Genomic DNA, 12,270 nt, shown 5'->3' on the forward strand with positions numbered 1-12,270 from the left:
GATGCCTCTTTGCAAGCCCTTCGTTCAAATAATTTATATTGGTTATTTATTTTTAAATGCAGCCGGACGTTTTTCCATGAAGGCCTTCATGCCCTCTTTCTGATCTTCGGTCCCAAAACTGGCCTGGAATAAGCGACGCTCAAAATGCACGCCTTCCGACAAGGTAGTTTCATAGGCACGGTTGACCGACTCTTTAATCATCATGATGACTGGCAGCGACATGGCTGCGATGGTGTTTGCTGCAGTCAGCGCTTCTTCCAGTAACTGATCCACCGGCACGATGCGGGAAACCAGACCGGCACGCTCCGCCTCTTCCGCATCCATCATGCGCGCGGTCAGGCACATATCCATTGCTTTGGATTTGGAAATAGCACGCGGCAGACGCTGAGTACCGCCGGCGCCAGGCAAGGTACCGAGCTTGATTTCAGGCTGGCCAAATTTGGCGTTGTCCGCCGCGATAATAAAGTCGCACATCATCGCCAGCTCGCAACCACCGCCCAATGCATAACCAGCCACGGCAGCAATCACCGGCTTACGAATCTGGCGTATGGTTTCCCAGTTGCGGGTGATGTAGTCTTCTTTATAGGTATCCATGAAGCTGTAATTTGCCATGGCTGCGATATCGGCACCTGCTGCAAAGGCTTTTTCACTGCCGGTGATGACGATACATTGCACCGCTTCATTCTGATCAAAGGATTTCAGCGCAAGGCCGAGTTCATTCATCAACTGATCATTTAATGCGTTCAGCGCCTTGGGGCGATGCAAAGTGATCAGACCCACCTTTTCTTTGGTTTCAACGAGTATGCATTCGAATTCCATGTGATCTCCTGAGTATAGGTATAAAGGTATAAGGATAAAATTAAAGCTAAGCGTCATGTAAGCATTACTATTCGCTCAGCATCTGCGGCAGCATAACTACGCTGCCTGAAACTGTGCACTCAACATACAACGATATTTCTGCAAACAGAGGAAGCTATTATGTGGTTATTGTTATTAGAGGCTGCAATTGCATTGGGCATCTTGATCTTTATCGTATGGTGGACCATGTTTTCGGGGCGCCCGCAACGACCAACCCGGCATAAGCAGCAAACCAAACCTGAAGACACTGAGAACAGCGCCAGCTAGGCCCATATCTATTAGTGCAAGGTTCTCGGTAAAGACAAGACGAATTCCGGAATCTCCACTTCAAAACGGGTGCCGTCTTCTGCCACACAGAAGTAGTGCCCCTTCATACTTCCCTGCGGCGTTTTCAAAATGCAGCCGCTGGTGTACTCAAAACTTTGCCCCGGTGGCAGGAAGGGCTGATGGCCGACCACGCCCAGACCCTTAACTTCCTCGATATGATTATTCGCATCATTAATGATCCAGTGACGCGATATCACTTGCGCCGCCACTTCGCCGCTATTGGTAATGCTGATGGTATAAGCGAACACAAAATGGGATTTATCCGGCTCGGATTGTTCTTCTATATATTGCGTCACCACGGAGACGCGCATCTGGTAAGCAGACATATGGACCTTTTCTAGCTTGTAATAACTTGCACATACTCTTAGGACTGACGCAAAATTGTCCCGGCAAGGCTTGGCGACGCAGGCAGTACGCAGTGTACGACAAGGAGCCATAACGCAGCTGGGGCGGTTTTTCGTCAGTCTTATATCAAACAGACATTGTGCCAGAGCTTAGACGGTTTAGTAGGATTCGACGATAAAGCAGGTGGTTGCAGGGTAAAATATCGCATCTTTTTTTTGCTGGACCACATCATGACCCAATATCGCATTGCTCCCAGTATTTTATCCGCTGATTTCGCCCGCCTCGGTGAAGAAGTCAGAAACGTCGTTGCAGCCGGTGCCGACATGATCCATTTTGACGTGATGGATAACCATTACGTGCCTAATCTGACGATAGGCCCATTGGTCTGCGAAGCGATACGCCCGCACGTACAGGTGCCGATTGATGTGCATCTGATGGTCAAACCGGTAGACCGCATCATTCCTGACTTTGCCAAAGCCGGTGCGAATCTGATCAGCTTTCATCCGGAAGGCTCTGAGCACATAGACCGCAGCCTGCAACTGATACGCGATCATGGCTGCAAGGCAGGTCTGGTGCTGAATCCGGCAACACCGCTGCATGTGCTGGAACACGTGATGGATAAGCTGGATCTGATCTTACTGATGTCGGTGAATCCGGGCTTTGGTGGTCAGTCCTTCATCCCACATACCCTGAAAAAAATCGCCGCAGTACGCAAAATGATCGATGAATCTGGTCGCGATATCCTGCTGCAAGTCGATGGTGGCGTCAAAATCGACAATATCCGTGAAATCGCAGCAGCTGGCGCGGATACCTTTGTGGCGGGTTCAGCCATCTTTGGCAAGCCGGATTACAAGGCAGTCATCGATGCGATGCGTAGCGAGCTGGCTCAGGTCGCATAAGCTCGCCCAACAACAAGGCGACATTTAAGACTAGCTGCTTAGCCATACAGACCGGGCTAACTGGGTTACTTAATGCCCAGTCGCCCGTTCCAACCTCTCTTCATTGAAACATCACTGATTATGTTTGCTGATATCCGTGCCGTGATTATTGACCTGGATGGCACTATGGTAGATACCGCACCAGACTTTCTGCTGGCGGTGAACCGTATGCGCGAGGATTTTGGTCTGTCAGCGATATCGCTGACAGAGATCAAGCGCATGGTCGGCAAAGGGTCTGAACATCTGATCCGCCAGGTGCTGGCGAAAGATTTCGATGAGGCTGGTGTGCAGCAGCACTTCGACGCGGCGCTGGCTGGCTACCAGCATCATTATGCGCAAATCAATGGCCTGCACAGTGAGCTGTATCCCGATGTGGTAAGTGGCTTGCAAGCCATGCAGGCGCTGGGCTTGAAGCTTGCGTGCGTGACCAACAAACCACTCGCATTTGCTCAGGCTTTACTACAAATGAAGGGACTGACGCCGTATTTCTCCCTGACTTACGGCGGCGACTCTTTTACTCACAAAAAACCGCATCCTTTGCCACTGCTATCGGCCTGCCAGCAGTTTGGACTGCCACCGGCACAGGTGATGGCGATTGGTGACTCCAGCAATGATGCGATCGCTGCGCGTGCTGCGGGTTGCCCGGTGTTGACCGTGCCGTATGGTTACAACCACGGCGAACCTGTACAAAATATTGAAAGTGATGGTATAGTCGAAACCCTGTTATCAGCAGCAAAACTGCTGACGACACCAACAACCACTTAAATCATCATTCCAATCACGAATGTTTCCTGATAACAAACGTCCATTCATGACACCAGGTGCCTTTGAGGCCTGGCTATGGCGACGCTGGCAATTCTGTTAATCCACTGAATGCCGCGAGTGGCTGTGCACATCCTCCGCACATCTTCTTGTTTGTTATATCAATCTGTTTTTATCCGTCCACACACCCCATGTGTCTCGCTATGGTCGCCTATGGCGCTGCTGCGGGCGGCTGAGAGAAAACCATGACCGAACTCGAATTCAAATCGCTGGCCGCGCAAGGCTACAACCGTATTCCAATGATTGCGGAAGCATTCGCTGATCTGGAAACCCCGCTCACGCTGTATCTGAAACTGGCACAAAGCCAGCAGGCTGGTAAAAATACCTTTCTGCTGGAATCGGTGATGGGTGGCGAGCGCTTCGGGCGCTACTCCTTCATTGGCCTGCCTGCCACCACCCTGGTACGCAGCTTTGGTGAAAAAATCGAAGTACTGCAACATGGCAAAGTGGTCGAAACCCATCAGCAAAATCCCTTAAGCTTTATCGCTGAATTTCAGAGCCGCTTCAAAGTCGCGACCCGTCCCGGCCTGCCACGTTTTTGCGGTGGTCTGGCCGGCTATTTCGGCTATGACGCAGTACGCCATGTAGAAAAACGTCTGGCAGGAAAAGCGCCGAAAGATGATCTGGGTCTGCCGGAAATTCAGTTACTGCTGACCGAAGAGCTGGCCGTGATCGACAATGTGTCCGGCAAGCTGTATCTGATCGTGTACGCCGACACCAGTCAGCCGGAAGCCTGGTCCAAAGCGCGCCAGCGTCTGAAGGATTTGCGTGCCATGCTAAGACGCAGCGTGGATGCGCCAGTGACCTCGGCTTCGGTACGTACCGATTCCATCCGCGACTTTGCCAAAGAAGATTATTTAAAAGCAGTAGAAAAAGCCAAGGAATACATCATGGCTGGCGACCTGATGCAAGTCCAGGTCGGTCAGCGAATTAAAAAGCCCTATGTGGATTCGCCGCTGTCGCTGTACCGCGCCTTGCGCTCGCTGAATCCTTCGCCCTATATGTATTTCTATAATTTTGGCGACATGCAGATCATCGGCGCTTCACCGGAAATCCTGGTGCGCAATGAAACCCTGAATGATGGTCAGAAAAAAGTCACTATCCGTCCGCTGGCAGGTACACGCCCACGTGGTGCCACGCCGGAACGCGATGCAGAACTGGCAACCGAACTGCTGGCCGATCCTAAAGAAATCGCTGAACACGTGATGCTGATTGATCTGGCGCGCAATGACATCGGTCGGATTGCACAAACCGGCACAGTCAAAGTGACCGATCAGATGGTGATCGAAAAATACTCACACGTACAGCACATTGTCTCGAATGTAGAAGGCATGCTGCAACCTGAACTCAGCAACCTCGATGTATTGAAAGCGACCTTCCCGGCTGGCACCTTGTCCGGTGCGCCTAAAGTCAGGGCGATGGAACTGATCGATGAACTGGAGCCGGTCAAACGCGGCATCTATGGCGGCGCCTGCGGCTACCTGTCGTTTGGTGGCGAAATGGACCTGGCAATCGCGATCCGCACTGGTGTACTGAAAGACGGCATGCTGTATGTGCAGGCAGCAGCCGGTGTGGTGGCGGATTCCGTGCCGGAACTGGAATGGCAGGAAACCGAAAACAAGGCACGCGCTGTATTACGCGCCGCAGAACAAGTGCAAGACGGATTGGATGGGGACATCTGATAGCAGGCTTAAAACCATTCAACACAGAGGCACAGAGGCACAGAGAAAAACCTTGGGTGTGACCAGGGTCTGATTCAAGAGTGCTTTTTTAAAACTGCTTTGTGTTGAATTGCTTTAACAAGATGTTCAACTTCTGACATTTAGCTGGAGATCTGTGTGAACAATCTGAATGCAGCTCAGGATAAACGTACCGACGAGCAAAGCAAAGCCCTGAGCGAAAAAGTGATAGGTGCTGCGATTGAGGTACATCGTCATCTGGGTCCAGGCTTACTTGAAAGTGCGTATGAAAGCTGTCTTTGTCACGAATTATTTTTAAGGAATTTAAGGTTTCAACGTCAGGTTCCGCTGCACATCGAATACAAAACTGTCCTAATCGATGCAGCGTACAAACTTGATATTGTTGTTGAAAACAGCCTGGTGCTGGAGCTAAAAGCGGCAGAAGCCTTAATGCCGCTTCACCAGGCACAATTGCTGACGTATCTGAAATTATCCGGCATCAAAACCGGACTATTAATCAATTTTATGGTGCCAGTCTTAAAAGATGGCATTAAACGTATTTCACTATGAGCACCTGCATCTCCGTGTCTCTGTGTCTCTGTGTTGAGAGGTTTAAATTATGTTACTGATGATCGACAACTACGATTCATTTACTTACAACCTGGTGCAGTATTTTGCTGAGCTGGGTGAAGATGTGCGTACTTATCGCAATGATGAAATTACGCTGGAGCAGATAGAAGAACTGCGGCCTGATCATATCTGTATCTCACCTGGCCCCTGCACACCGGCCGAGGCGGGGATTTCGATTCCTGTCATTCATCGCTTTGCCGGACACATCCCGATTCTGGGTGTCTGTCTGGGGCATCAAAGTATAGGTGCGGCCTTTGGCGGCAATATCATCCGCGCCAAGCAAGTCATGCATGGCAAGACCTCAGTGATTGCCCATACCGGTGTGGGTGTGTTCAAAGATTTACCCAGCCCTTACACCATCATTCGCTATCACTCGCTCGCGATAGAACGCGCGTCTTTGCCAGATTGCCTGGAAGTGACGGCATGGACCGATGACGGTGAAATCATGGGGGTCAGACACAAGGAATTTAATTTGCAGGGTGTGCAGTTTCATCCTGAATCCATTTTGTCTGAACATGGCCACGCCTTGCTGAAAAACTTTTTGACTGGAACTGCATCATGACCATCACCCAACAGGAAGCACTGACACGCCTGATCGAACACCGTGAGATTTTTCACGATGAAATGCTGTATTTATTCCGTAAGCTGATGGGTGGTGAACTGTCGCCGGTGATGATCACCGCGCTGACCATGGGGCTGCGCGTGAAAAAAGAAAGCATAGGCGAGATCACCGCCGCAGCGCAGGTGATGCGCGAGTTTTCAACCAAGGTGCCACTCGCGAATACCCAGAATATGATTGATATCGTGGGCACCGGCGGCGACGGTGCGCATACCTTTAATATCTCAACCGCTTCCATGTTCGTGACCGCAGCGGCTGGCGCACGGGTCGCCAAACATGGCGGACGCAGCGTGTCCTCGTCCTCCGGCAGCGCCGATGTACTGGAATCACTGGGCGCGAATATCAATCTGACGCCGGAACAAATCGCTCAGTCGATTGCACAAACTGGTATAGGCTTTATGTTTGCACCTAACCACCATGGCGCCATGAAGCATGCAGCGCCGGTACGCAAAGAGCTGGGCGTGCGCACTATTTTCAATATCCTCGGTCCGCTGACCAATCCGGCCGGTGCCCCGAATATACTGATGGGCGTATTCCACCCGGATCTGGTCGGGATACAGGTGCGTGTGCTGCAACGCCTAGGCGCGCAGCATGCGCTGGTGGTATGGGGACGTGACAATATGGATGAAGTCTCGCTGGGCGCGCCAACCATGGTGGGCGAACTGATCAATGGTGAAATCCGCGAATACGATATCCATCCCGAAGACTTTGGCCTGCAGATGGTCTCTAACCGCAATCTGAAAGTCGATGGCGCGGCTGAATCGCGTGAAAAAATCATGGAAGTCATGCACAACGTCGATGGCCCGGCGCGCGATATCGTGGCACTCAATGCCGGTACCGCCTTGTACGGCGCGGGGTTAGCAGATTCGATTGCCGACGGCGTGAAAAAAGCGCAGCAAGCCATTGCCTCCGGTGCCGCACGCGCCAAGCTCGATCAGTTTGTGCAAGTCACCCAACAACTCGGTAAATAAATATGTCAGATATTCTTCGTCAAATACTGGACGTCAAACAGGATGAAGTGGCCGCAGCACGCCGTTATCAATCGCTGATCAGCCTGCGTGATGAGGTGGAATCCGATGCCGAAAGCCGCGCAGCGATTCGCGGCTTCGAGCGCGCCATGCGCCAGAAAATCGCAGCCGGTCATGCTGCCGTGATTGCAGAAATCAAAAAAGCTTCCCCGTCAAAAGGGGTATTGCGTGCAGATTTTGAACCTGCCGCGATTGCGCAAAGCTATGCGCATCACGGTGCGGCTTGCCTGTCTGTGCTGACCGATGAAAAGTTTTTTCAGGGTGCACCCGCCTACCTGCAACAAGCTCGCGCAGCGTGTGCGATTCCGGCACTGCGCAAGGATTTCATCATCGATCACTATCAGGTGTATCAGGCGCGACAATGGGGTGCCGATTGTATCTTGCTGATCGTGGCCGCGCTGGACCATGGCCTGATGGCGGATCTGGAAGCCTGTGCGCTGGAGCTGGGCATGGATGTATTGGTTGAGGTGCATGACCGCGCTGAACTGGATATCGCACTGACACTCAAGACGCCACTGCTCGGTATTAATAACCGCAATCTGCGCACCTTCGATGTCACACTCGACACCACGCTGGGGCTGCTGCCTGCGATTACTGCGGATAAGCTGGTAGTGACCGAGTCCGGCATACTCAGCCGTGAGGATGTGACACGCATGCGTGCCGCTGAGGTGCATAGCTTCCTGGTCGGCGAGGCATTTATGCGTGCCGCTGAACCCGGCGCAGAATTGGAAAAACTGTTTTTCTGAGAGATGCGCTGAGCGATCAGACAGGGCATCACAAAAAAAGTCTGAGGTCCGGTGCGGCTCGCAGCCTGTTTTTGGCTCACAACCCGCATCAATACTGGGACATCCAATAAAAAACCGTCTTCAGCAAGCACTGAAGACGGTTTTTTTACGCAGTTTCCTGAGGCAGAATGCGCTGCTTAACGTTTGCCAGGCTTACGATAAGTCGGACGCGCGGTCACCAGCGCAGTTGCTTTGTCGGCCAGCCGGAACTGCTGAGCCGGTACATCGTCGGCCTGCAATTTCGCTTTCACGACTAACAACTCATCGCGCCGGAACGCGTGGATTTCTACCGTTTCACCGATATGATAGCGGCCCACGGCGCTGCTCAGACCATCTGCCGCATCCGCTGCAGTGACGCGCAAACCATTGATCGCGATCAGCACATCCTGTGCAGACAAACCAGCCTGATGCGCGGCACGTCCTTCAAAGGCATTAGCAAGTTTGCAGTCGTTGCCATCGCGTGCCACTTTGACGCCGAGGCTGGCTTTCTGACTCGCGACACCGCCATCCACAACAACGCCGAAGTCCGCATACAAGCTGCTCAGTGGCACATCTTCGGTACCGAACACATGCTTATCCAGGAAGCGACGGACATCAACACCGGTCGTCTTTTCGATGATGGCTGCGATTTCCTGCTCACCCAGGCCACGCTGCTCACCGGATGGCATACGCGCATAGAAGTCACGGCCAAACTGCTGCCACAAGGCGCGCATCACATCATCCAGCGACTTTTTGCCAGCAGTCTGCTGGCGTATGCTCAAGTCCAGCCCGAGCGCCACCAGCGAACCCTTGGTGTAATAGCTGACGATGGCATTCGGTGAATTTTCATCCTGGCGGTAATACTTAGTCCAGGCATCAAAGCTGGATTCGGCTACGCTTTGCTTCAGGCGTCCGCTGCCACGCAACACCATGTTCACGGTTTTTGCCAGCAGCTTCAGATAGGCGGCTTCATCAATCACGCCGGCACGCACCAGCATCAGATCATCGTAATAGCTGGTGAAGCCTTCAAACAACCACAGCAGGCTGGTGTAGTTTTCCTGGCTCAGGTCATAGCTGGCGAAGACCGCTGGCTTGATACGTTTGACATTCCAGGTATGGAAATACTCATGGCTGCACAGGCCCAGAAAGCCTTTGTAGCCTTCGCTCATTTCACTCTGATGCTTGAGCGGGATATCGTTGCGGTTGCAGATCAAGGCGGTCGAGGCACGATGCTCCAGCCCGCCATAGCCTTCACCGACCACCATGGTCATGAACACATAGCGATCCATAGGCGCTTTTTTCGTGCGTGGCTCGAACAGCGCAATCTGGCTCTCGCAGATTTTCTTCACATCGGACACCATGCGGTCCATGTCCATATTCGGCACTTTACCCGTCACCACGAAGTCATGCGGCACGCCACAAGCTTCGAAACTGGCCAGGGCGAAGTCGCCCATTTCAACCGGATGATCGATCAGCTCATCGTAATCACGCGCTACATAAGTGCCAAAGCCATAGCGTTTTGCTTTCAGCTCAGGCAGCGAGGTGGCTACACGCCAGCTCTTGCAGGCAGGATCCGCTGCGCGCTGGATATCGACTACATGCTGGCTGTTTTCCTGACCATGCACGGCCAGGAAAACGCTGGTGCCATTGAAGAATGCGTGACTCTGATCCAGATGCGCGGCGCGCACCGATAAATCCCAGGCATAAACTTCGTAGCTGATGCTCAGTGCGCCTTTGCACGGCGCCGCCTGCCAGCTATGTTTATTCAGTTTTTTCAGGCCGACTTTTTTGCCTGCCGCGCTGGCTTTGATCTGCACAATATTGCGTGCAAATTCGCGCACCATGTAACTGCCCGGTATCCAGACTGGCAGACTCACTATCTGTCCGTCTGCGGCGGGCTGAGCGATTTCCAGCGTTACCTGAAACAAGTGGCCAGCCAAGTCTTTAGGAATAATACTGTAGTGAATACCGGCAGTTGTCTGCCGTGCAGCGCGTCCCTGTACTGTCGTCGTTTTTGCCATGCTCAACGATCTTTCTGAAATGAAGTGAAATCAAATTAAATAATTAGTGGACTGAAACCTGTCCCTGTCAGACATGGCGTGAAACACAAACACCGCTGAATGTGAGCCTGTGCGTCGTCGGGAGATATGCGTCAGTCCTGAATAAAACAAAACCAGAGCAGACTCTGGTTTTGGCGTTCAGCTACGTACGTTGGCGGCGATGAAAGTGAATATCTGCGCACCCACGACGACACGGGTCAGTTGCAGACGCAGATCGATAAACCAGGCCGGTACGGCATAACTCTGATACAGTTTTTTGTCGATTTTATAGGCCGCGATGAAGCCGACTACCTGCACCACAAAACCGAACAGCATATTACTCAGAGAACACCAGGCAATCAGCGTGGGGATGACGCCCCAGATCATTGCCCGCCGGGTTTCTTCGTCGTCCTTACCCTGGGCCATCAGCGTAACGCCCCAATGCAAACCACCCAGGAAGGACAAAATCACGATGCCATACGCCAGCTGCGCTTTGATGAAATACCCCAGCCAGTCCGGATGCACGATCCAGCACAGTACCGTCAATAAAACAAACGGAATCAGGCCAGCAAAGCCCAGTCGTATCACCAGTTTTTGATTGAGATTATTCATAAAATTTAGCCGTACGCCACCAAGTCTCGCGATGAAGCTGATCAGCATAGCAATATTTTGAAAATACTGCTTACGAGCAACTTCGTCGCATGAAAATTTTCCTGTCAAATTCGGGAAAACGATATTCTAAGAGGAAATACCCAAGTTAGATATACATCTATAGTTGGAACAGCACTGACACTGTGCAGAAAGTCACAGTTTTGCAGAAAAAAGCATGAAAATCGGGCGTATAGCGCTCAGTTATCCCGATTGTGGCGCAAATGATGCCAGTCATCCGGCGTGTCGATATCCTGGCAAATTCCGGCATCGTCCAATGCCAGGCGATGTACCAGCGCCGAATTCAACAGACCACGCGCCCCCTGATCACCCTGCAATTGCAGTAATGCAGGCAGACAGGAGGCAGCAAATGCCACCGGATTTCCGCGCTGCCCCTGATATTCGGGCACCACGATCTGATGCCCGGCTAAGGCGGCGCGCCGGATAGCCTGGAAGCTCCCGGCTTTTACACAGGGCATATCCGCCAATGCCACCAGCCAGCCAGCACTGTGCTGAGTCTGCAGCAAGGCAGCGCGCAGGCTATGGGCCATGCCCAGATCGGCTTGTTCAGTCAACACAATGGCACAACCGGCATCGGCCAATTGCCGCTGCAATTCCTGCTGATCAGGTCGCAAGACAGCGATGCTTAGTGGACAAGCCTGGATCAGGCGTGTGGCACAAGCCACAGCAACCGAGCTGTACTCTCCCCAGGGCATCAGCAGTTTGGATTGCTGACCACCCGGGTCAAAACGACGTCCGCGCCCGGCTGCCAGCAAGATGCCAGTCCAGGCCGCGGACTCAGCCATTAGTTGGCCTTGCCACCGGCAATGCTGGCGAATTTTTCTTCCAGGCCTTTGGCATTGACCGCGCCCGGAATGCGGGTGCCATCGCTAAAGAAAATCGCCGGCGTTCCGGTCACACGCAATTTCTGGCCCAGCGCCAGTACTTTGTCATGCGGGGTAATGCAATTCGCTGGTGCGGTCGACGCGGTTTTACCACTGATCATCCAATCATCCCAGGCCTTATTGCGGTCGGCGGCGCACCAGATGTTTTTGGATTTGGCGGTAGAGTCATCCGACAGAATGTTATACATAAAGGTGTAGACCGTAATATTGTCCATACCTGCCAGGGTTTTACGGAATTGTTTGCAGTAACCGCAATTCGGATCTTCAAACACGGCAATAACGCGTTTGCCATCGCCTTTCACCATCTTCAAGGCCAGCTCCAGTGGCAGATCGGAGAATTTAATCTTACTCAGCTCTTCGGTTCTGGCACGGGTGTAATTGGTGCCTGACTTGGCATCGATCACATTCCCAACGAATAAGAACTGTGCTTTTTCATCGGTGTAAATCACATCGCTGCCAACCCGCACTTCAAACAAACCGGAATAAGGGGTCTTAGTCACAGAGTCGACTTTCACCCCCTCGCCCAGACGCGGTTCCACCAGTTTTTTGACAGCGGTTTCTTGTGGCGTCTGCGCCGCTACCTGCATAGAGATCAGACCGGATAACAGACTTACTGCGGCGATTGCCACGAACTTCAGCTTCATTACTTTTTTCCTTCGGCCATCGCC

At 52.4% G+C, this 12,270-nt stretch carries 14 protein-coding genes; 8 read left to right on the forward strand and 6 right to left on the reverse strand.

Features of this window, described 5'->3' with window-relative positions; genetic code table 11:
- Window positions 1-42: 42 nt before the first annotated feature.
- A complete protein-coding gene (locus EYB48_RS03170) occupies window positions 43-819 on the reverse strand; it encodes an enoyl-CoA hydratase (protein WP_162018861.1) in 777 nt (258 codons plus the stop codon).
- Window positions 820-978: 159 nt separating this feature from the next.
- On the opposite strand from EYB48_RS03170, the gene EYB48_RS19050 reads away from it, so the two are divergent.
- On the forward strand, window positions 979-1,125 hold the full coding sequence (locus EYB48_RS19050) for a hypothetical protein (RefSeq protein WP_202927658.1): 147 nt from the start codon (window positions 979-981) through the stop codon (window positions 1,123-1,125).
- A gap of 11 nt (window positions 1,126-1,136) precedes the next feature.
- Here the strand turns inward: EYB48_RS19050 and apaG are convergent, their stop codons facing one another.
- Entirely contained in the window at window positions 1,137-1,511 is a 375-nt protein-coding gene (apaG, locus tag EYB48_RS03175; RefSeq protein ID WP_162018862.1) for a Co2+/Mg2+ efflux protein ApaG, read from the reverse strand.
- 249 nt (window positions 1,512-1,760) lie between these two features.
- Between apaG and rpe the strand changes: the two genes are divergently transcribed.
- From rpe to trpC, 7 genes are all read left to right on the forward strand, one after another.
- Complete coding sequence (gene rpe / locus EYB48_RS03180) at window positions 1,761-2,429, forward strand: ribulose-phosphate 3-epimerase (RefSeq protein ID WP_162018863.1); 669 nt, start codon at window positions 1,761-1,763, stop codon at window positions 2,427-2,429.
- 120 nt (window positions 2,430-2,549) lie between these two features.
- On the forward strand, window positions 2,550-3,233 hold the full coding sequence (locus EYB48_RS03185; protein ID WP_202927659.1) for a phosphoglycolate phosphatase: 684 nt from the start codon (window positions 2,550-2,552) through the stop codon (window positions 3,231-3,233).
- Between the two features lie 242 nt (window positions 3,234-3,475).
- Window positions 3,476-4,972, forward strand: a complete 1,497-nt coding sequence (gene trpE, locus EYB48_RS03190; RefSeq protein WP_162018864.1) for an anthranilate synthase component I — start codon at window positions 3,476-3,478, stop codon at window positions 4,970-4,972.
- A 156-nt stretch (window positions 4,973-5,128) separates the two neighbouring features.
- The gene (locus EYB48_RS03195; RefSeq protein ID WP_328823227.1) at window positions 5,129-5,539 is read left to right on the forward strand and encodes a GxxExxY protein; all 411 of its coding nucleotides are present in this window, start codon (window positions 5,129-5,131) and stop codon (window positions 5,537-5,539) included.
- 49 nt (window positions 5,540-5,588) lie between these two features.
- Window positions 5,589-6,161: an anthranilate synthase component II gene (locus tag EYB48_RS03200; protein WP_162018865.1), complete on the forward strand. Its 573-nt coding sequence runs from the start codon at window positions 5,589-5,591 to the stop codon at window positions 6,159-6,161.
- Entirely contained in the window at window positions 6,158-7,189 is a 1,032-nt protein-coding gene (trpD, locus tag EYB48_RS03205; protein ID WP_162018866.1) for an anthranilate phosphoribosyltransferase, read from the forward strand. The genes EYB48_RS03200 and trpD overlap by 4 nt, the downstream gene beginning before the upstream one ends.
- 2 nt (window positions 7,190-7,191) lie before the next feature.
- Window positions 7,192-7,992: an indole-3-glycerol phosphate synthase TrpC gene (gene trpC / locus EYB48_RS03210; RefSeq protein WP_162018867.1), complete on the forward strand. Its 801-nt coding sequence runs from the start codon at window positions 7,192-7,194 to the stop codon at window positions 7,990-7,992.
- Window positions 7,993-8,168: 176 nt separating this feature from the next.
- Here the strand turns inward: trpC and EYB48_RS03215 are convergent, their stop codons facing one another.
- From EYB48_RS03215 to EYB48_RS03230, 4 genes are all read right to left on the reverse strand, one after another.
- The gene (locus EYB48_RS03215) at window positions 8,169-10,031 is read right to left on the reverse strand and encodes a M61 family metallopeptidase (RefSeq protein ID WP_162018868.1); all 1,863 of its coding nucleotides are present in this window, start codon (window positions 10,029-10,031) and stop codon (window positions 8,169-8,171) included.
- A gap of 177 nt (window positions 10,032-10,208) precedes the next feature.
- Window positions 10,209-10,661 (reverse strand): DUF3429 domain-containing protein, encoded by a 453-nt coding sequence (locus tag EYB48_RS03220; RefSeq protein WP_162018869.1) that lies wholly within the window; start codon window positions 10,659-10,661, stop codon window positions 10,209-10,211.
- 236 nt (window positions 10,662-10,897) lie between these two features.
- Complete coding sequence (locus EYB48_RS03225) at window positions 10,898-11,503, reverse strand: nucleotidyltransferase family protein (RefSeq protein ID WP_162018870.1); 606 nt, start codon at window positions 11,501-11,503, stop codon at window positions 10,898-10,900.
- Window positions 11,503-12,246, reverse strand: coding sequence for a DsbC family protein (locus EYB48_RS03230; RefSeq protein ID WP_162018871.1), 744 nt, complete (start codon window positions 12,244-12,246; stop codon window positions 11,503-11,505). Before EYB48_RS03230 ends, EYB48_RS03225 begins: the two co-directional genes overlap by 1 nt.
- Window positions 12,247-12,270 lie beyond the last annotated feature (24 nt).

It is taken from the genome of Cognatundibacterium crateris (genome assembly GCF_010078235.1).
Lineage (GTDB): Bacteria > Pseudomonadota > Gammaproteobacteria > Burkholderiales > Burkholderiaceae_D > Undibacterium > Undibacterium crateris.

What these genes read in the sequence shown, in the direction of transcription:
- EYB48_RS03225 (WP_162018870.1), bottom strand. Translation starts at nt 11,503, where the DNA reads ATGGCTGAGTCCGCGGCCTGGACTGGCATCTTGCTGGCAGCCGGGCGC.
- trpD (WP_162018866.1), top strand. Translation starts at nt 6,158, where the DNA reads ATGACCATCACCCAACAGGAAGCACTGACACGCCTGATCGAACACCGT.
- EYB48_RS19050 (WP_202927658.1), top strand. Translation starts at nt 979, where the DNA reads ATGTGGTTATTGTTATTAGAGGCTGCAATTGCATTGGGCATCTTGATC.
- EYB48_RS03185 (WP_202927659.1), top strand. Translation starts at nt 2,550, where the DNA reads ATGTTTGCTGATATCCGTGCCGTGATTATTGACCTGGATGGCACTATG.
- EYB48_RS03215 (WP_162018868.1), bottom strand. Translation starts at nt 10,031, where the DNA reads ATGGCAAAAACGACGACAGTACAGGGACGCGCTGCACGGCAGACAACT.
- trpE (WP_162018864.1), top strand. Translation starts at nt 3,476, where the DNA reads ATGACCGAACTCGAATTCAAATCGCTGGCCGCGCAAGGCTACAACCGT.
- EYB48_RS03220 (WP_162018869.1), bottom strand. Translation starts at nt 10,661, where the DNA reads ATGAATAATCTCAATCAAAAACTGGTGATACGACTGGGCTTTGCTGGC.
- EYB48_RS03200 (WP_162018865.1), top strand. Translation starts at nt 5,589, where the DNA reads ATGTTACTGATGATCGACAACTACGATTCATTTACTTACAACCTGGTG.
- trpC (WP_162018867.1), top strand. Translation starts at nt 7,192, where the DNA reads ATGTCAGATATTCTTCGTCAAATACTGGACGTCAAACAGGATGAAGTG.
- EYB48_RS03170 (WP_162018861.1), bottom strand. Translation starts at nt 819, where the DNA reads ATGGAATTCGAATGCATACTCGTTGAAACCAAAGAAAAGGTGGGTCTG.
- EYB48_RS03230 (WP_162018871.1), bottom strand. Translation starts at nt 12,246, where the DNA reads ATGAAGCTGAAGTTCGTGGCAATCGCCGCAGTAAGTCTGTTATCCGGT.
- apaG (WP_162018862.1), bottom strand. Translation starts at nt 1,511, where the DNA reads ATGTCTGCTTACCAGATGCGCGTCTCCGTGGTGACGCAATATATAGAA.
- rpe (WP_162018863.1), top strand. Translation starts at nt 1,761, where the DNA reads ATGACCCAATATCGCATTGCTCCCAGTATTTTATCCGCTGATTTCGCC.